The organism is Streptomyces sp. CNP082, assembly GCF_059570535.1.
In genome coordinates, this window is sequence record NZ_JCANSZ010000005.1 from 16,705 (window position 1) to 36,972 (window position 20,268).

Consider the following 20,268-nt stretch of genomic DNA (forward strand, 5'->3'; position numbering starts at 1 on the left):
CCGACAAACTAACAAACCGTCAGGGTGGCCTGCCGGGATGCCGGCCACGAGCTGCCCGGTGCAACCACCCACCGAGGCCAGCCCTGACGGCAGAGCGCGGGGAATCGGAGAGCCAGGCTGATGAAGAAGGGTCGCTGGACGGCCGTCGCTCCTTCCGAGTACCCGCACGAACAGGCGGCCCTCGAGAGGATCCTCACGCCTCTACCGGACGACGGTCCGTGGCTGGCGTGGTCCAACTTCACCTTCGTCAGCCAGACGGGTCACGTTCGTGAGGTCGACCTCCTGGTCGTGACGCCGGGTGGCGTGCACATGATCGAGCTGAAGAGTCTGCACGGCCGGGTGGAACGGCGCGGCGGCCAGTGGGTGCAGATCCCGCCGGGGAACCGACGCGGGTACGGGAGGAGCCTCGGCGACCCACTGCGCCTCACCAACCAGAAGTCCAAGGAACTGGCTTCCCTGCTGCGCAGGTACGGCGCGAGGGTGTACATCACCGAGGGCGTGTGCTTCACCGAGGACGGCCTCGACCTGGCGCTGCCGCCACACGAGTTGAACGCCCACATCTACAACGGCGTCCCGGCCCTCCTCGCAGAGCTCCGGTTACCGCCGCGCGAGGACCGGTTCCGGATCTCGTCGCAGGCCAGCACGGGCATCGGCAGGGCGCTCACCCAGGTCGGTATCCAGCAGGTGGTCAGGGAGGCGAAGGTCGGCCCGTTCATCCTGGACAAGCGGCCCTTCGACACGGGCGTCACCTGGGCCGACTACGCGGGCAGACACGAGCAGTTGTCCGAGACCGTGCGCGTGCGGGTCCATCTGCGGCCCCGCAACTCGAGCAGCGAGGCGCGTAAGGCACTCGTCGAGGCGGCGAGGCGGGAGGCCGACACACTCAAGCGGATCCACCACCCCGGTGTGGTGCGCATTCGGGACTACTACCCCTCCGACCATGAAGCGGGCCCGGCCCTCACCTTCGACCACCACCCCGAGCGGCTGCACCTGGACGAGTTCCTCGACCGGTGGGGTGGAGTGCTGAACCTGGAGGACCGGCTCGCCTTCGTCCGCCAGATCGCCGAGGCGATCAAGTACGCGCACGCCAAGCGGCTCTACCACCGTGCTCTCACGCCGCGCTCGATCCATGTCATCCCTCGCTACCAGGGTGCGGACGGGCGTGAACTGAGCGAGGAGGAGCGCTGGCGGCAGCCCTTGATGCAAGTATCCGACTGGCAGCTAGCCTCGCGCACGGTCACCTCGAGCGGTGTGAGCCTGGCGCCGTCCACGGTGTCGGACGGGAGCGTCGGCGACGACTCGGATCCTTATCTGGCACCGGAGTTGACAGCCCCGAAGGCCGATCCGGCGCGCATGGACGTGTACGGCATCGGCACGCTCGCCTATCTGCTCATCACCGGCAGCTCTCCCGCCGCGACCCGTGCGGAGCTGCAGGCCGGCTCGGAGAGGGGCGAGCGGCTCGCCCCGTCGGCGGTCAGGGACGGCATCCCGCCGTTCCTCGACGACCTGATCGACGCCGCCACCGCTCAGCAGCCGGACCGGCGGCTCGACGCGGTGAGCGACTTCCTGGAAATGCTGGCGGCGGTCGAGGAGGACCTCAGGCCCGGCTCCGTACAGGAGGAGGAGCAGCCGGAGCAGGAGCCCGCCGACGACCCCGACCCGCTTGAGGTCCCGCCGGGCACGCTCCTGCAGGGGCGCTGGCGAGTGCGCCGCCGCCTCGGTACCGGCTCGACGGCGCGTGCACTCCTGGTGCTGGACGAACAGCAGGGGAAGAGTGACGCGTTCGCGGTACTGAAGGTGGCGCTCGACGACGACAAGTCGGAGGCGTTGCAGCGCGAGGCGGAGACTCTCGACCGACTGCGGGACTCGAGCATCATCCGGCTGCTCGTACCGGGGACGTTCACCGTGGGCGGACGTACGGTCCTGGCCACCGAGTACGTAGGCAACATCAAGGCCGAGGCCGACGACAAGCGCAACGACCGCACCGCGCGGGACGAGACCATGGCACGCGTCCTGGGGCGCCAGGGCCGCCTCACCATGGACGAGCTGGAGCGCTACAGCGACAACCTGTTCAACGCCCTCTACTACCTGGAGGGCGAGGGCGTCTGGCATCGCGACATCAAACCGGACAACATCGCGATCCGGATCCGTCCGAACGGCACCAGGCAGGCCCTCCTCCTCGACTTCTCGCTGGCCTCCGTCTCGGCCCGCGAGACCGGCGCGGGCACAGTCGGCTATCGCGACCCGTTCGTCGGCACGGTCATGCGGAACCTGTACGACGACGCAGCGGAGCGGTACGCACTCGCCGCGACACTGCACCAGATGGCCTCGAACGAGCTGCCGCAATGGGGCGACGGGTCCGTCACCCCGCGGATGACGGACCCGAAGGAGTGGCCGTACCCGACGATCGCCGCGGAGGGCTTCGAGGACGAACTGCGCGACGGGCTCACCGAGTTCTTCCGCAAGGCGCTCGCCCGCGATGCGAAGCAGCGCCACAAGGACCTGCGGGAGATGCGCACGTCCTGGCAGCGGGTGTTCCTGGACGCGCAACGCCTGGCCGCCAGCGCCGGACACGAGTCGCTGAGGCGGCAGGGGCAGAGCTCCGCACCGGATGGCGAAGCCGACACCGCCGAGCTGCGCGACCAACTGGCCGAGGTCGCCACCCGTGACACTCCTCTGGTGCGTGCGGGCCTGACGCCGTCCGCGTACTCGATCCTGCGGGACATGAAGCTCACCACGGTCGGTGAGTTCCTCGACCGGGCCAGCCGTACCTTCATCAACCGGCCGGGGCTCGGTGCCCGTACGCGGACGGAGATCCAGCGGCGGCAGAAGGAGTGGCGTGCCCGCCTCGGCTCGCAGCCCGAGCCGCAGCCGTCGCCGTCACCGCAGGAGAGGACGCCGCTCGAGGCGCATCTCAAGCACATCGTCACGGGGGTCCCCGACGTCCAGGACATCGACCACCTCCTCGCCCGGATCGTCCCGCCTGCTGCCGGCGGGACGAAGCGGCTGCACGAGGTGGCCGTGCACCTGCTGCGCGCGCCCGGCGCCGACGGGACGCTGCCGGACCTTCCGGTGTGGCCGCTGCAAAAGGATGCCACGCAGGTCGTCGGGTTCGCCGACCAGTCGACGTTCTCGAGAGAGCTGAAGAAGCTCCGCAAGCTCTGGGTGAAGGATGAGGGCCTGCTGGTGGTGCGAGCGGCGCTTCTGGAGCAGCTTCGCACGCTCGGCCGGGTAGCCTCCGTGGACGCGCTGGCCGGCTGGCTGCTCGGCACCCGCGGCTACTCCCTGGGAGACCCGGAGGTACGGCGGGCCGCCGCCTTCGCCGTGTTGCGCGCGCTGATCGAACGCGAGCAGCAACTGTCCGCGGGCGACGTGGCTTTCCGGCACTTCGCCCCGTACAAGGCGACCGATCCGGTACGCCGCGCGGGTTTCCTCGCGCTGGAGGTCGACCCGGACAACGAAGCGGACGGACCCGACACCCCGGCCGCGCCCGCGCTGCTCAGCTACGTGAAGCGGCTCGGTGACGCCGCGGACCGGCTTGCGGGACGGGACTCCCTGCCGGGTTCGAGTACGGTCCTCGCCGAGTTGAGCGCGGTGAGGCTGCCCGAGGGCGACTTCTCCTGGGACGACCGGCGCGTGGCCACCCTCGCCGCCCAGGCGAGCCAGAACGCGGCGCTGTCGCCGCGGCTTGAGATCTACCCGCGCGACCTGGGCCTCGTCCGCGCCCTGCGGCTCACTCAGGCGGGTCTGGTCCGGGTCCTGCCGGGTCTGCCCGAGAAGCAGCAGCCGGGGCTGCCCCTGCGCGAGGTCCTCGAACGCGTCAACGACCGCTTCCCCGCTCTGGCGGCGCTCGCCGGGATGAAGGACAGGCCCGAGGAACTGCTCAAGGCGCTGCGCGAAGCGGGGTTCGACCTCAAGTACGCGGCCGACAAAAAGGCGTTCCTGCCCCGGAAATTCGAGGCGGTCCTGTCGTACACCTCGGCCTTCAGCGGCAGCGGTTCCGGGACCGGCGGCCCGCTGGACCCGGAGTCGGCCGCGGCGCGGGCCGATGCGCAACTGGCGGGCGCCGCGCGGCGCGACGGGTTCCGGGTGCTGACCGTGCGCGCGCGAAGCGCCCCGGCGGCGGGACGGGAGCTGCGTCGCCGGTACGGGGCGCGGGCGGTGTCCGTGACCGAGCTGTTCCTGGAAGGGCTGCGGGGCGAACTCACGCCCGGGCGCGCGATGCCGGCGTGGGAGGTCGTGGTGAAGGCGGACGTCCTTCCGGCCGGGCAGCGTCCGACGGGGTTCACCAACCTGGTGGGGGCGGTGTGGCAGGCCGTGCAGGGGGTGCTGGAAGGGGAGCTGGCGGCTTCGGCCCCGGCTCCGGCCCCGGCCCCGAATTCCGGTGATGGCCGCGATGCCCCTGTCCTCCTCGCCGATGCCGCCGTCTTCGCCCGCTACGACGGCATGCACGTCCTCGACCGGCTGACCGCGCTCGCCCGGCGCGGTGGCCGCCCCCTGTGGGTCCTTGTCGCCCAGGACGACGAGACCGCCGTGCCGAAACTCGCCGGACGCCCCGTTCCGTACCTCGAGGCCCAGCAGGAGTGGATCCCCATTCCCAAGTCTTGGACCCGCATGCACGAACCGACCGCTCTCGAAGGAGCCACCGCGTGATCGACCGCAAGGCGCTGCTGTCAGACCTGCAGGCACAGGTGAAGGCGGCGGAGACGGACCTTGAGGGCCAGGTGAAGCGGGACGAGGCGGTACGGGACCGGCTGCGTGCCGAGTACGACGCGTCGAAGAGGGTAGGCCGTACGGCGGCGACCTGGCAGTCCTGGCTCGATGAGCGGATCACGCAGGTGGCGGTGGCGTGGGTGCTCGGGACGGTCTTCGTACGGTTCGTCGAGGACAACGGCCTGGTGCCCGAGCCGTACATCACGGCGCCGGACATCGCCGGGCGCGAGGTCGCGCAGGCGCGGTACGACGAGTACGTGGACAAGACGGAGGACCCCACGTATCGGGGCTGGTTCGAGCGGGCCTTCGAGGAGCTGGCGGAGGGGCCTGCGGGCGCGCTGCTGTTCTCGGACCACAATCCGCTGAAGCAGATACCCCTCTCGCACGAGGGGGCCGGGGCGCTGCGGGACTTCTGGCAGCGGACGGTCGACGACGAGGCGGGGGCTTCGGTCCTGGTCCACGACTTCACGGACCCGCTGGAGGAGGACGGCGACGGCACGCGGGGGTGGGACACCCGGTTCCTGGGCGACCTGTACCAGGACCTGAGCGAGGCGGCGCGCAAGAACTACGCGCTGCTTCAAACCCCGGAGTTCGTGGAGGAGTTCATCCTCGACCGGACGATGAAGCCGGTGGTACGGGAGCGGGGTGGTGTCGAGGGCCTGAAGCTGATCGACCCCACGTGCGGGTCGGGGCACTTCGTGCTCGGCGCCTTCCGACGGCTGGTGAGAGAGTGGGCTGAGCGGCGGCCGGAGCTGGACGCGCACGCGCGGGTGCGCGGGGCACTGGAGTCGGTGCACGGCGTGGACATCAACCCGTTCGCGGTGGCGATCGCACGGTTCCGGCTGCTGATCGCGGCGATGGCGGCGGCGGGGGTGCGGACGTTAGGGGAAGCGGCGGGGTACGACTGGCCTATGCAGTTGGCGGTGGGGGACAGCCTGATCCGTAACCGGAAGATCCGCGGCGAGCAGGGCACGTTTGACTTCGAAGAGGCGGACGAGCCGGACCCGCTGGTCGATTTCCGGTACACAACCGAGGACGTCAACGACTTCGACCACATCCTGCAGCGCGGCCGATACGACGTAGTCGTCGGAAATCCCCCGTACATCACGGTCAAGGACAAGAAGCTCAACGACTTGTACCGGTCGATCTACGACGCCTGCCAGGGGACGTACGCGTTGTCGGTGCCGTTCGCACAGCGATTCTTCGAGCTGGCGAAGATCGGAAGCGCGGAGACGGGCGAGGGGTACGGCCGCGTCGGGCAGATCACGGCGAACTCCTTCATGAAGCGGGAGTTCGGCACGCGGCTGATCGAGTCGTTCTTCGGGCATGAGGTGGAACTGACGGAGGTCATCGACACGAGCGGGGCGTACATTCCGGGTCACGGGACGCCGACGGTTATTCTCGTGGGGACGCGGCGAGGGTACAGCAAGCGCGGGGCGACTGTTCGTACGGTTCGGTCGGTTAAGGGGGAGCCTTCAGCTCCGGAGAATCCGGAGGAGGGGCTGGTCTGGCGGGCGATCGTCGAGCAGATCGACGCGCCCGATTCCAAGAGCCAGTGGGTGTCCGTGGCGGATCTGGAGCGCGAGCGCTACTTCGCTAAAGCTCCGTGGATTTTGGCAGATGGGGGAAAGGAACTCCTGAGCCAGGTCACTCAGAGCAGTACTTCCAAGCTCGCGTCTCGCGCCGTTCGGTTCGGGTTCTACGGGGATACTCACGCAGATGACGCATTGATCTACCCTCCTCGCGCGTTGACCTCGAAGCACCTTGAGTCGGATTTCATCAAGCCCATTGGCGTAGGCGACCAGGTCCGTGATTTCTCCGTAACTCCGAGTGATGTCGTCATTCACCCGTACTCGGATCGACGTGAACTAGTCAACATCGAGTCGATGCCCGACATTGGAAGACTCCTATGGCCTTTGCGAACCGAGCTGGGGAACCGTTCACTTGCCGGAGGGGATACCTACTTCAGTAAGGGGCGCTCCTGGTGGCAGTGGCATCAGCTCCCCAAGGATTTGGAGGCCAGTACCTGGTCCATCAACTTTGCCTTCGTCGCGACTGGCAACCATTTCTCATTTTCCCGGGAGGGAATTGCCTTCACTCGAACCGCACCCGTGATCAAGCTGCGGGAGGGGGCCACGGAGGAGGAGCACCTGCGACTGCTCGGCGTGCTGAACAGTTCCACTGCGGCTTTCTGGCTCCAAATGGTGTCCCATAACAAGGGAGAAGGTGGTGGAGCGCGCGTTGCCGCTGGATATGCAGCCATGGGCAGTGAGGCATGGAAGAACTCGTTCGAGTTCACGGGCACCAAGCTCCAGGACTTCCCCCTCCCCCCGACGTACCCAACACAATTCGCCACCGCCCTGGACACCGCCGCCCAGCAACTCGCCGCCACCACCCCCAGCGCCGTAGCAGCCCAAGCCACCCCCACCCCCACCTCCCTCCGGGAAGCCCGCTCCACCTACGAAGCCACCCGTGCCCAAATGATCGCCCTCCAGGAGGAGTTGGACTGGCAGGTCTACTCCCTCTACGGCCTCACCGACACCGACCTCCGCCCCGCCGACCCAGCCGACGTCCCGCCCCTCGCCCTCGGCGAGCGCGCCTTCGAGATCGTGCTGGCCCGTGCCATCGAGCGCGGCGAGGCCTCCTCCGAGTGGTTCACGCGACACAACTCCACACCCATCACCGAACTCCCCGACCACTGGCCGGCCGCGTACAAGGACATCGTCAACCAGCGCATCGCGAGGATGGAGTCGAACTCCGCCATCGGCATGGTCGAGCGCCCCGAGTACAAGCGGCGTTGGGCCACCGACGGCTGGGACGCCATGCAGAAGCGGGCCCTGCGCACCTGGCTGCTCGACCGGATCGAGGCCAAGCGCGAGCTGTGGTTCGACGGTGCCGACCAGCCCACCCTCATCACCCTGCCCCGCCTGACCGACCGCCTCCAGGAGGACGACGACTTCGCAGCCGTCCTCAACCTGTACGCGCCCCGCGCCGACTTCGCGAAGACCGTCGCCGAGCTGGTCGGCGACCAGCACGTTCCGGCCGCCGCCGCCCTGCGCTACAAGCCCGCCGGCCTGAAGAAGCGTGCCGACTGGGAGCGGACCTGGGAGAAGCAGCGTGCGGAGGACGCCGCGGCCTCCGAGGACGAGAAGCGGAAGATCAGGGCCGCGACCGACGTGCCGCCCAAGTACACCTCCGCCGACTTCCTGCGCACCAGCTTCTGGGCTCAGCGCGGCAAGCTCGACGTCCCCAAGGAGCGCTTCACCTCCTACGGCGCGCACAACACCCAGACCCCCGCGCTCCTCGGCTGGGCGGGCTGGGACCACCTCCAGCAGGCGCAGGCGATCGTCGGCTACCTCAACGAGAGCGAGCTGACGCCCGACGAACTCACCCCGTACCTCGCCGCCCTGCTCGAACTCCAGCCGTGGCTGGACCAGTGGCACGGCGAGTACCTCCCCGACTTCGGTCAGTCGGCGGCGCAGGCGTTCCACGACTTCCGGCTCGCCCTCCAGGGTGAGCAGGGGCTGACCGACGACGACATCCGGGCCTGGCGGCCCGCGGCTGCGGCGCGCGGCGGACGCGCCAAGAAGACGAAGTGAACAGAGGCAGAGGCAGAGAAGCAGACATGGCAGCGAACCCCGCGAACGGCAACCCCGGCACCCCTCTCCTCCGCGAGCTGATCAACATCAAGCCGGAGGTGTCCAGCTCCGACTACGTCCTGCAGCTCGCCGACGCCACCACCCCCGACGGCGCGGCGAAGGCCCTGGCCGAGTACGTCGTCACCGACGACCTCGTGAAGCACTTCAACGAGGCCCTCGGCATCATCAAGGCGGCGGTGGACAGCCACTCCTCGAAAGCCGCGTATCTGCACGCCTCGTTCGGTGCCGGTAAGTCGCACTTCATGGCCGTACTGCACGCCCTGCTCAACCAGGCGCCGGCAGCTCGCGGCAGAACCGATTTCGACCCGGTGTTCGCGAAGAACCGGTGGCTGCAGGGCGCCGACCGGCGGTTCCTGATGGTGCCGGTGCACATGCTGGACGCGAAGTCCATGGAGCAGCGGATCCTCGGCGGGTACGTCAAGCGGATCAAGGAGTTGGAGCCCGGCGCGCCGACCCCGCGGGTGTACCGAACCGATGCCATGTTCCGCGATCTGCAGTCTATGCGGGAGCGGCTCGGCGACGAGGACGTGATCAAGTTCCTGGCGGGTGCCGCGTCCGCCGAGGCCGCAGGCGACGGCGACGGCGACGGCGATGGCGGCGAATGGGGCGAGTTCGGGGCCGCTTTCGCCTGGACCACTGAGCTGCTCGACCAGGCGATGGCCGCCGAGGAGCTGGAGGTCGGGCAGGAGTTCAACCCCGCCGATCCGTCCACCCCCGGCGAGCTGCGGGCCCGGCTCGCCCAGGACACGGCCAAGGTGCTTCCCGGCTACGCGGAACGTGCTGTCGAACAGGACGGCGGCTTCATCAGCCTCGACCGGGGCCTGTCGGTGATCGCCCAGCACGCGAAGAGTCTGAACTACGACGGGATCGTGCTCTTCCTCGACGAGTTGATCCTGTGGTTCGCCTCCCGCATATCCGACCCTGAGTTCGTGTCCCGGGAGACCGCGAAGATCACGAATCTGGTGGAGGGCGGGGACGAGCGCCGCGCCATCCCCGTCGTGTCGTTCATCGCGCGCCAGCGCGACCTGCGCGACCTGGTCGGATCCGCTGAGGACGGGGGCCGCTACCAGCGGGCCATCGTCGACAACCTGGAGCTTGCCTCGGGCCGGTTCGACCGCATCAGCCTGGAGGACCGGAACCTTCCTCAGATCGCCCACGCGCGCCTCCTCAAGCCGGACACGACCGAGAAGGCCGCGGTCATCGAGGAGGCGTTCAAGAAGGCGAAGTCCACGAACGCCAAGTTCTGGGACGAACTCCTGGGCGGCGACGGGAACAACGTGGGTGCCACGGAGACCGCGTTCCGCTTCACGTATCCCTTCTCGCCCGCCTTCATGGACACCCTCGTCCACCTGTCCTCGGCCCTTCAGCGCTCCCGGACCGGCCTCAAGCTGATGGGTGAACTCCTCGCCCACCGTCGCAATCTGCTGCGCGTGGGCGAGCTGGTGCCGCTCGGCGACATCTACGCGCTGATCTCCGGTGGCGGCGACAAGCCGTTCACCGACGAGCTGCGGGCCGTCTTCGAGGAGGCCGACCGGCTGTACCGCAACCGGATGCGCCCCTACCTCCTCGACCAGCACCGGGTCACGGAGGAGCAGGTCGCGACGTATCAGCAGGACCCGGCCGCCGTCGAGGACGGTGACCTCTCCCGTCGGCTCAAGCAGTTCACCGACGACGACCGGCTGATGTCGACCCTCGTCCTGTCCGCCCTCGCGCCCGCCGCGCCCGCCTTCCAGAACATGACGGTCAAGCGGCTCCTGGCCCTGAATGCCGGCACCATCAAGGCGCTCCTTCCCGGCGGCGAGATCCCCGCCTTGATCAACAAGCTGAAGGAGTGGGCGGGCCGGATTCCCGAGATCAAACTCGCGGGCGACGGCGTGGCGATGACCGTACGCCTCGAACTGTCCGGTGTGGACATCGACTCCGTCGTCCGCAACGGCCGCGAAGCCTTCGACAAGCCCCGCTACCGCCTCGACGCCGCCGTCGAGCTGCTGCGCTCGGAGTTCGCGCTGACCGCGGCCAAGGGGCAGGGCGGCTTCGACGCGTACGACACCCTCGACTTCACCTGGCGGGGCAGCAAGCGCCGTACCGAGGTCGTCTTCGCCAATATCGCCGACCGGGAGGAGACCCCCTACGCCATGCTCACCCCCACCGGCACGGAGGTCTGGCGACTCGTCGTAGATCTTCCGTGGGACGAGGGTGCGTACGGGCCGCGCGAAGATGTGAACCGGATGAACGGCTTCTGGGAGCGGCACCCCGAGGTCCAGCACTCCCTCGCCTGGGTGCCCACCCATATGACGACGACGATGTACGGGGACTTCAACCGGTACGTGGTCATCAAACGGATCCTGAACAGCGGCAGTGACTTCGACAGCCGGTTCGCCGCCCACCTCGGCCCCGACGACCGTGTGCGGGCTCGAGGATTGCTTTCCACGCAGGCCGACACCCTGCGCGACCGGGTCGTCGCCGCGTTCAGGCAGGCGTACGGCCTGGCGAAGAAGCAGGAGGGGGACGTCCTCGACGACTTCTCGGACCACATCGCCACCAAGCCGGGCGTGACGACGCCCGCGCTCGCACTGGGCGCCGCCCCGCGCGATGCGATCCGCGAGATCGCGGGCAGGGTGCTCGCCTGGCAGTACCCGGGCCACCCCGACCTCGGCGCCGAGGCCGTCACGCCCGCCCAGGCCCGCACCGTCCTGGGCTATATCAGTGAGGCCGCTCGGGCCAAGGAGGGCAAGGCAGAGGTAGTGCCGCGCGGCGACCGGGAGCTGATGGAGACGGTCGCGCAGCCGCTCAAGCTGGGCACGATGGGGGAGAGTTACTTCACCCTCGGCACCTACTGGCGTGAGCACTTCAACCGGCTCGCGAAGAACGACCCGGATGCGGACATCGCCTACGGCTTGCTGACCGCGTGGATGGATGAGCCGCAGCGGATGGGGCTCCCGACCCACGTCCAGCAGCTCGTCGCGGCCGCGTACGGCGAGATGGAAGACCGGGTGTGGGTCATCGGCGGGGCCCCCGTCGCCGACCTCAAGCTGGGCGAGATCAAGGACGGCTGGGCGTTGCGCCGCCAGCCCCTGCCCTCCGCGCCGGACTGGGAGACGGCCCGCGCGCGCTACGAGAAGATCTTCGGCAAGAAGGCCCCCGTGCAGCTACGCGGGCGGATCGTCAATTCCTTCGCCGATCTGGTGCGTACCCACGTCGACACGCTCTTGCCGGCCAATCGTGAGCTGGTGGCCGAGCTGGAGCGGCGAGCAGACTTCCTCGGCCTTGACGACACCGCTGTCACCGGCCGTCTGCACACCGCACGCCGCGGGCTGGCCCTGCTCGAGGAACTGCTCGCCGAGAAGGGACGCGGGGCCAAGCGGGTCGTCGAGGCCCTCGCCGAGTTCGGCCTCGGCGAGCTGACGCCGGAACGGCTCGGCTCATCCGTCACCACGGCGGACGTGGTGGCGCCCGCCTTGCAGAACGCCTCCTGGGACGTGCTCGAACTGGGCACGGGCATGGACGCTCTCACCACCCTTCAGGAGGACGCGGGCGAGGATCAGTTCAGCAGGAAGCTGCAGGACTCCCTGCCGCGCGCCCAGCGAGCGATCACCCAGGCCCTGGCCGTCCAGCGGCAACAGCAGCAGCGGACCGAACCACCGACCGACACTCCGGCCTCGCCCAGCCCGGACCAGGTGCCCCTGACCACCGACACCTCGCACCCCAAGGTCGACACCATTGCGCGTACGGGTTCCGTGCAGGGCAGCGCTGCCGAGGTCGAGCAGGCCCTGCACCAGGTGGCGGTGGCGCATCCCGGCAAGGGCATCGAGATCACGTGGAAGGTGGTCGACTGATGCCTCAGGCCGCCCCGGGGGTCGCCCGCCTCACGCCCACCGCTGTCGCGAACTACCTCGCGGGTCAGCGCACGCTGCTCAAAGAGCCCCTGCAGCCGAACGGCGAGACTCGCCAGGTGGTGCTCCTGCGCTCGGCACCCACGTGGGAGGGGCAGGCGATCCTGAACTGGAACGGCGGCCGACGCGCACGGGTGGCCGCCGCGCCGTCCGTGCTCGCCCTCTACCAGGAGGCGCTCAGCCACCTGGACGCCCCTGGGCCTGGCTCGGCAGCGGATCCGTCACTACTCGTCCTGCTCACCGACCGGGAGGACGCCGAACTCGACCCCGGTATTCTGGTCCGCGCCTACCGGCACGCCATCCAGCACGTCGACAACTGGGACCTCATCCGCGAGACCTTCACCGCCTCCGGTATCGATCCGAGGCTCAGCGACGAGACGTGGGGGGTGGCCGAGGCGCTCCTCGAAGCCGCCCCCGCGGGCGGCTGGCCCGGCCTCAACCGGCAGGTCCTGTCCCGCACGCACGCACTCACCGCCCTCGCACGGCGGCGGCTGCTCCTCGACGCGGCCTCCCCGCTCGACATCGACACCCTGCTGCTGTGGAGCCGCACCTCCTCCGAAGGGCCGCGCGCCTACCGCGCACTGCGCGACGGGGAGCGTGCCGGGCTGCGGTCTTTTCTCGCCGAGGTGGACCAGGCCGGGCCGACCGCCGACGTCCTTCTGTCCATCCTCGAGCACGACGAGCCGTCCGTCGCCCTGCCGTTCGGGCTCGTCGCCGCAGCGCTGTGGCGCCACGCCCCAGCCGGCCCTCAGGTATTCCGGGCGCGTGGTCGAGCGGAGAACATACTCGGCCGGGAGTATCCCGACAAGGCCATGCGGCGCTACGGGGAATCCGTCGAGAACCTCGTCGCACGCAACGCACAACTCCTCGCCGAGGTCACCCCGGACGCCGAACGGCTCGCCGGACATCTCGGGGCGACCGAGGCCGTGGGCCACAGCCCCTACCTGTCCGTCGGACTCGAAGCGCGCCTGGCCGGCGTGGGTTCGGCGATCGCCGGCCGAGATCTCGACGACTGCCGTACGGCGCTGCGCGCGGTGCAGGCGCACCACGTCGCCGAGACGGCTCGCACCCGGATCGGCCGCGCCCGGATGGCCGTGCGCCTGGTGCAGTGGCTGGCTGCCGACCCCGTATGGGCACCGGACACCGTCGCGGGTGCCTTGGCCCACTACAACGCCGAACTCTCCTGGGCTGACCGCGCGTTGGAGCACCTGGAGGCGGGCGGTGACACGGAGCCCGCCCTGTCCGGAGCCTACGAGGCGCTCGCCGCTGACGTGCGTAAGGTGCGGCGGCGCATGGACCGGGCCTTCGCCGAGCAGGTCGCCGAGTGGACCGCGGCGGGTAAGGCCCCCCGCTCGATGCTGACGGTCGAGACCTTCCTGGAGCGGGTCGCGAAGCCTGTGGTGAAGTCCCAACGGCGGCTGATGCTGCTCGTCGTGGACGGCATGAGCGCCGCGCTCGCGGGACAGCTCGGCGAGGAACTCGCGGCGCACTGGACCGAGTACGACCCCACCGGCGAGAAGCGGTTTCCGCCCACCCGCCAGGCGATGGCCGCCGCCCTGCCCACCATCACCGCCGTCAGCCGTACCACCCTCCTCACCGCCAGGCTGCAACGCGGCGACCAGAAGGCTGAGAAGCGTGAATTCCCGTCCCTGCGGCTGTGGTCGGGGCAGAAGGCGGCTGTCTTCCACAAGGACGACCTCCGCCCCGCCGACACGGGTGGACGCTTCGGGCCCGATCTGGAGGCGGCGCTGGCTGACGGCGCGTCACACCTCGCGATCGTCCTCAACACCGTCGACGACGGCCTGAAGAACGACGAACGCCTCGACGAGTGGGACTGGACGATCGCCGACATCGACGCCCTGACCCCACTGCTGGACGAGGCCCGCCGACAGGGTATGGCCGTACTGATCACCAGCGACCACGGGCACGTACTGGAGCACCGGGGCGTGAAGGTACCCACCCCCGAGGCGGTCAACGCACGCTACCGCGAAGTCCCGGACGGTGGCGCTGAACCCCTGGTAAGCGAGGCGGAGATGGTGCTCGCTGGGCCACGCGTGGTCGGAGGCCCCATCGTCGCCTTGTGGTCGGCCGACACTCGCTACACCAACCGTGCCGCCGGTTACCACGGGGGAGTGCACCCGGCCGAGTTCACGATCCCTCTGCTCGCGTACCTGCCGGACGGCGCGACCGAGCACATCCCGCCAGGGTGGCGGCAACTCACGGACACATATGAGCCCCGCTGGTGGAAACTGGACACGATGCGTCTGCACGTGACTTCGGCACCTCGCTCCGTGGAGACCGGGACGAGGCAGTCGGCGAAGCCCAGGCGTACCCCGAAGAAGTCCGCTCCTCAGGAGGCGGGTCTGTTTGAGGTCGCGGTGTCCCCCCAACTTTCCGAGACCGAGGAAACACTGCTCTCCGTGCAAGGTCAGTCGCCGGTGGAGCAGCTCTTGGACGACCTCTTCGTCTCCCCGGCCTTCAGTGACCAGCTCGCTCTGCTCCCTCGCAGGCAGGACCCGGGAAGACTCCGCCAGGCCCTTGCAGCGCTCTGCGAGAACAACACGCTCCCTCTGACGGCCGTGGCCGCCGCTGCCGGCATGCCGCCGGCCCGGGCCCGTGGCTACGCCGCCGTCCTCACCCAGCTCCTGAACATGGACGGAATCCAGGTCCTCGAACTCCTCCCCGACAACAAGACGGTGAAGCTCAACCCGGCGTGGCTGAGGGCCCAGTTCGGGCTGGAGGAGTAGGCCCGTGGCGGTTCTCACCGCTCTCCAGCCATCCTCCAGCCTCACCGCTGCTCCGACACCAAGATCGCGTTACACATCCCTTACACAAACGCGCGGGAACTCCCGGGAAACCGCAGGTAGAGGCGTTGCGCATCTCGGCGTGGAAAACGGCCCCGACCCGGGCAAACGCCCAGGTCAGGGCCGTGAAGGCGGACGAGTCGGCCTGTACGCCGGGTTCTGTCTCCCGGGGGCCTTGCGGCCCGCGGGGAGGCGGTCATCCATCTGGGACCGGTGTTGCCACCGGCCTCGTGCGGTCTACCCGCGGACTCGGGCGGGCCGCCCTCGGTCGTCCGCGCAGGGTCGCTTCCGCGGCCCCTCTTGACCTTGCTCCGGGTGGGGTTTACCTAGCCGCCCGGGTCACCCCGGGCGCTGGTGGTCTCTTACACCGCCGTTTCACCCTTACCGGGGGCGCGCCCCCGGCGGTCTGTTTTCTGTGGCACTGTCCCGCGGGTCACCCCGGGTGGGCGTTACCCACCACCTTGCCCTGTGGAGCCCGGACGTTCCTCGGCGGTCCCTGGGTGGGACCGACGCGACCGCCCGGCCGGCTCGTCCGCCGTGGGGCCCATGGTAGTCGCAGGGACGGGCTCGGCGCCGCCCGGCTCCGGGGCGGTGGGGGTGGTGGCGGGGGCGGCGGTGGCCAGGAAGGAGCCGGCCAGGATGAGGACGAAGGCGGCGGCTATGGAGGCCGTCAGGCGTTCGTCGAGGAAGGCGACGCCCGCGGCGACCGCGACCGCCGGGTTGACGTAGGTGAAGACGACCGCGCGCGTCGGCCCCACCTCGCGGATCAGCTCCAGGAAGACCACGAACGCCAGCGCCGTGCACAGCACCCCCAGGCCCACCAGCGACGCGATGACCTTGCCCGACGGTGTCGTGGCCGGCCAGGAGGCGAGGCCCGAGGGGGCGTAGACGAGGGCGGCCAGGAGCAGGCAGGGGGCGATGAGCTGCAGTGTCGGTACGTCCTTGAGCCGGCGGGCGATGATCAGCGGGGCGGTGGCGTAGCCGAGGGCCGTGAGCATGACCTCCGTCATCGCCCACGCCGAGCCGCCGCTCAGCTCCGGCGCCGCCAGCACCGCGACGCCCGCGAGGCCCAGCCCGAGGCCCAGCCAGCGGCGGCGGCCCAGGCGCTCCTCGTCGCCCAGGAGGCGGGCGAGGATCACGCCGATCGTCGGCACCGCGGCGATCAGCAGGCCGGCCATGGCGCTGGAGAGGGTGCGTTCGGCGTCGGTCAGGGTCCACCACGGGCCGATGATCTCGATGCAGGCGAACGCCAGCATCGGCGCCCAGTGCGTCCGTACGGTACGGGCCAGCCCTCCGCCGCGCAGCGCGAGCGGCAGCAGGACGAGCGCGCCCAGTGCGCACCGTACGAAGACGACCCCCGACGGCGACACCGCGTCCACCGCCACTTTGATCATCAGGTAGGGGACGCCCCAGATGACGCCCATGAGGAGGAACAGGACCCAGCCGCGTGCAGTCATACCGCCCAGCGTCCGCGGCGGGGGGTGTCCCTGTCTTGAATGCGGTTGCGGCGGCTACGCCCGTACGCTCCGGCGGTACGCCGCCGGGGTCGCGCCCAGCACCCGCCGGAACCACCGCGTCAGATGCGCCTGGTCCGCGAACCCCACGAGCCCCGCCACCTCCGCCGGCCGGTGCCCCGCCTCCAGCAGCCCCCGCGCCCGCTCCACCCGGTACTGGGCCAGCCAGGCATACGGGGGCATGCCCATGGTGTCCCGGAACGCGCGCAGCACCTGGTACCGGGACAGCCCCAGGTCGCAGCCGATCGCCGCCAGCGACGGCGGGTCCGTCAGCTCGTCCGCCAGCCGGTCCCGTACCGCACGGGCGACGCCGTCACCCAGCGCCGCGCTGGCCGCCGGGCGGGCGCGGCCGTGCCGGCGGGCCAGGGCGGCGAGGAGCCACGGCAGCCGCGACTCCGCCTCCAGCGGCTCCGCGCCGCGGTCGACGGCGACGTGGGCGGCGCGCAGCGCGGCGGCCAGGGCCGGGTCGTCGATGACGGGTTCGGTGAAGTGGGCGTCGGTGCAGGCGCCGTCGGTGAGCAGCGCCATGGAGGGGTAGAACGCGCGGTAGCCGTAGCCGGTGTCGTCCGCCGGGCCGCCGGTGTGCGCCTCGCCGGGGGCGAGGACGACGATGCTGCCGGGGCGCGCCCGTATCCGTTCACCGCGGTAGTCGATGACCTCGGCGCCGTGCGTGCACACGCCGACGGCGAACTCGTGGTGGGCGTGCGGTGCGTAGCGGTGTGCGGTGAAGCACGCCGTCATCAGGTACAGGGACTGGCCGGCGCCGAGCGGCGTCCGTGTCCAGTGCCCGTACTCGCCGGCGTCCCGCCCGTCCCCCTTGCCGCTCATGGGTCGCATTGTGCGCGATGCCGTACGGCCCTTGCCAGCGGGATTCCGCGGCTGCCTACGATGCGCGGATGTCGCAGCGAGATCTGTCCCCCGAAGAGTTCCGCGAGCTCGGCCACGCCTACGTCGACTGGATAGCCGACTACCGCGCCCGCGTCGGCGATCTGCCGGTGCTCCCCGGCGTCGAGCCCGGCTGGGTGCGCGAGCGGCTGCCCGCCCGGCTGCCGGAGGAGGGCGAGCCGCTGACGGCGGTGCTGGCGGACATGGACCGCGTCGTGGTGCCCGCCACCACCCACTGGCAGCACCCCGGCTTCTTCGCGTACTTCCCCGCCAACGCCTCCCTCGCCTCCCTCCTCGGCGACATGCTCTCCACCGGCCTCGGCTCCCAGGGCATGCTGTGGTCGACGTCCCCCGCCGCCACCGAGCTGGAGCAGCACCTGCTCGACCAGCTCGCCGACGCCACGGGCCTGCCCGCCGCGTTCACCTTCGCCGGCGGGGGCGGCGGCGTCATCCAGGACTCGGCGTCCTCGTCCTCGCTGGTGGCGCTGCTCGCCGCGCTGCACCGGACGTCCGGCGGCGCGTGGCGGACGGCGGGCCGGGACGGGCGCGAGGTGCTGTACGTCTCGGCGCACACCCACTCCTCGCTGGAGAAGGCGGCGATCGCGGCCGGTCTGGGCGCGGAGGCGGTACGGGTCGTGGAGGCCGAAGCCGGCGGTCAAGCGATGGCGCCCGAGGCGCTGGCCGCCGCCGTACGCGAGGACGTGGCCGCCGGGCGCCGGCCGGTGATGGTGTGCGCGACGATCGGCACCACCGGCACCGGCGCCGTCGACCCGGTGCGCGAGATCGCCGCGGTCTGCGCGGAGTACGGCATCTGGCTGCACGTCGACGCCGCCTGGGCCGGCGCCGCCGCGTTCTGCCCCGAGCACCGCGGGCTCTTCGACGGCGCCGGACTGGCCGACTCGTACAGCACCGACGGGCACAAGTGGCTGCTCACCGCCTTCGACTGCAACCTCTTCTGGACCCGCGACCCCGCCACCCTCACCGGCGCCCTGACCGTGCTGCCGGAGTACCTGCGCAACGCCGCCAGCGAGTCCGGCGCCGTCGTCGACTACCGCGACTGGCACCTGCCGCTGGGCCGCCGCTTCCGCGCGCTGAAGCTGTGGACGGTGCTGCGCCGCTTCGGCCTCGCAGGCATACGGGCCCACGTGCGCCGGCACGTGGAGCTGGCGGCGGAGCTGGAGTCGTGGGCGGCGGCGGACCCGCGCTTCGCGCTGGGGGTGCCGCGGAGCCTGGCGCTGGTGTGCCTGTACGTCGCCACCGGCCGCGGCACCGATGCCGACAACGCTGCGACGAAGGCGGTGCTGGAGCGGATCAACGCGGGCGGGCGGTCGTACGTCACGCACACCGTGGCCGACGGCCGCTATCTGCTGCGGGTCGCGGTCGGCGGGCTGGAGACCGAGGAGCGGCACGTCCGGGCGCTCTGGGACGACCTGTGCGCCGCGGCCGACGCAGGGACCGGCGCGGCCGAGGGGGCGTCCGCGCGTACCGCCTGAACCCCCGGCCGCCCGGCCCGCCGCTTGACCCCGCGCTTGACCCTGTCGCGACGTCAACGTTTCTACTGAGGTCATGCGCATCGGAGAGCTCGCCGCGCTCGCCGGGGTCACCACCCGCACCGTGCGGCATTACCACCGCATCGGGCTGCTGCCCGAGCCCGCCCGCCGCGCCAACGGCTACCGCGTCTACACCCTGCGCGACGCCGTCGAGCTGGCCCGCGTCCGCCGCCTGACCGAGCTGGGCCTGAGCCTGGACGAGGTCCGCGACGCGCTCGCCGACGACGCCGGCAAGGAGCTGCACGAGATACTCGCCGAGCTGGACGCCGACCTCGCCCGGCAGGAGGCCGCCATCCGGCAGCGCCGCGCCCGCCTGGCGGAGCTGCTGCGGCACGCGGAGGGCGGCGGGCTGACCGCCGAGGGGCCGGTGTCGCCGGAGCTGGCGGCCGTGTTCGCCGACATGTCCCGCGCCTCCGCGCGGCTCGGCGTCCCGGAGCCGGCGAGCGCGGCGAAGGAGCGGGAGCTGCTGGCGCTGCTGGACACCACGGCGGACGGCGGGCACCGGGGCTGGTTCGACGGGCTGCTGCACGCGCTCAGCTCCGATCCGGAGGCGATGACGCGCGCGTACGGCATCTACGCCAGGCTCGACGAGCTGGCCGGCGCCGAGGTCACCGACCCGCGCGTCGAGGAGCTGGCGCGGGACGTGGTCGCCGCCCTGCCGGAGGAGGCGCGCAAGCTCGTCACCGCCGGACCGGACGCGGCCCGTACCACCACCACCGCAGACGACGACGGTGGCGATGACGGGGGAGCCTTCGCGGAAATGTTCTTCGCGGACTTCCCTCCGGCGCAGGCCGAGGTCATGCGCCGGGCGATGGCCCTGCTCGGAGAGCGGACGGGCAGGGCCGGCGAGGCGGGCGGGGCCGGGCGTGCGGACCGGCGGCGCGGGGAGAGTGCGTCGTGAACGCGCTGCGCCGTACGGTCCGCTGGGCCCTGGCCTCGCTCGTCCCCGGCGAGCTGGTGCTCGTGCTCTGCCTCGCCTCGGGCGTCCGCATCCCGGCCCCCGTGCTGCGTGCCGTCGAGGCGGCCGTCCTGCTGGTCACCGCGGCCCTGGTCACGCTGCTGGCCGCCGACTACCGCCGCCACCGCGGCACCGGGCTCACGCCCCGCGCAGCCGGTCTGGAGGCGGTACGGGACAGCGTCCCGGCCGTGGTGCGCAAGCTGACCGTGCACGAGGTGAAGCTCTTCACCGCCACGCTGCGCTGGCTCGCCCGCCGCCCGAAGCACGGCGTCGGCCCCGGTGACACCGCCGT

At 70.8% G+C, this 20,268-nt stretch carries 7 protein-coding genes, 1 other RNA gene and 1 pseudogene; 6 read left to right on the forward strand and 3 right to left on the reverse strand.

Going from position 1 to position 20,268, the window contains the following annotated elements:
* Positions 1-120: 120 nt before the first annotated feature.
* From pglW to pglZ, 4 genes are read left to right on the forward strand one after another with little or no spacing between them, the layout of a single operon-like run.
* Positions 121-4,653, forward strand: coding sequence for a BREX system serine/threonine kinase PglW (gene pglW / locus B124_RS05860; RefSeq protein WP_496501583.1), 4,533 nt, complete (start codon positions 121-123; stop codon positions 4,651-4,653).
* Positions 4,650-8,312, forward strand: a complete 3,663-nt coding sequence (pglX, locus tag B124_RS05865) for a BREX-2 system adenine-specific DNA-methyltransferase PglX (protein ID WP_496501584.1) — start codon at positions 4,650-4,652, stop codon at positions 8,310-8,312. The genes pglW and pglX overlap by 4 nt, the downstream gene beginning before the upstream one ends.
* 26 nt (positions 8,313-8,338) lie before the next feature.
* Positions 8,339-12,208 (forward strand): BREX-2 system ATPase PglY, encoded by a 3,870-nt coding sequence (pglY, locus tag B124_RS05870; protein ID WP_496501585.1) that lies wholly within the window; start codon positions 8,339-8,341, stop codon positions 12,206-12,208.
* A complete protein-coding gene (pglZ, locus tag B124_RS05875; protein WP_496501586.1) occupies positions 12,208-15,012 on the forward strand; it encodes a BREX-2 system phosphatase PglZ in 2,805 nt (934 codons plus the stop codon). Before pglY ends, pglZ begins: the two co-directional genes overlap by 1 nt.
* 189 nt (positions 15,013-15,201) lie before the next feature.
* Here the strand turns inward: pglZ and rnpB are convergent.
* From rnpB to B124_RS05890, 3 genes and pseudogenes are all read right to left on the reverse strand, one after another.
* An RNA gene (gene rnpB / locus B124_RS05880) (RNase P RNA component class A) lies at positions 15,202-15,600 on the reverse strand.
* Between the two features lie 146 nt (positions 15,601-15,746).
* Positions 15,747-16,526: pseudogene (locus B124_RS05885) on the reverse strand (DMT family transporter); the annotation flags it as partial.
* Positions 16,527-16,580: 54 nt separating this feature from the next.
* Positions 16,581-17,411, reverse strand: coding sequence for an AraC family transcriptional regulator (locus B124_RS05890; RefSeq protein ID WP_496501587.1), 831 nt, complete (start codon positions 17,409-17,411; stop codon positions 16,581-16,583).
* Between the two features lie 68 nt (positions 17,412-17,479).
* On the opposite strand from B124_RS05890, the gene B124_RS05895 reads away from it, so the two are divergent.
* Positions 17,480-18,961: an aminotransferase class V-fold PLP-dependent enzyme gene (locus B124_RS05895; RefSeq protein WP_496501588.1), complete on the forward strand. Its 1,482-nt coding sequence runs from the start codon at positions 17,480-17,482 to the stop codon at positions 18,959-18,961.
* Between the two features lie 73 nt (positions 18,962-19,034).
* Entirely contained in the window at positions 19,035-19,919 is an 885-nt protein-coding gene (locus B124_RS05900; RefSeq protein WP_496501589.1) for a MerR family transcriptional regulator, read from the forward strand.
* Positions 19,920-20,268: the final 349 nt, after the last annotated feature.

Bases quoted from the DNA above. Each gene is read 5' to 3' on its own strand.
- pglW (WP_496501583.1), top strand. From the start codon at position 121: ATGAAGAAGGGTCGCTGGACGGCCGTCGCTCCTTCCGAGTACCCGCAC.
- pglY (WP_496501585.1), top strand. From the start codon at position 8,339: ATGGCAGCGAACCCCGCGAACGGCAACCCCGGCACCCCTCTCCTCCGC.
- pglZ (WP_496501586.1), top strand. From the start codon at position 12,208: ATGCCTCAGGCCGCCCCGGGGGTCGCCCGCCTCACGCCCACCGCTGTC.
- B124_RS05890 (WP_496501587.1), bottom strand. From the start codon at position 17,411: ATGAGCGGCAAGGGGGACGGGCGGGACGCCGGCGAGTACGGGCACTGG.
- B124_RS05895 (WP_496501588.1), top strand. From the start codon at position 17,480: ATGTCGCAGCGAGATCTGTCCCCCGAAGAGTTCCGCGAGCTCGGCCAC.
- B124_RS05900 (WP_496501589.1), top strand. From the start codon at position 19,035: ATGCGCATCGGAGAGCTCGCCGCGCTCGCCGGGGTCACCACCCGCACC.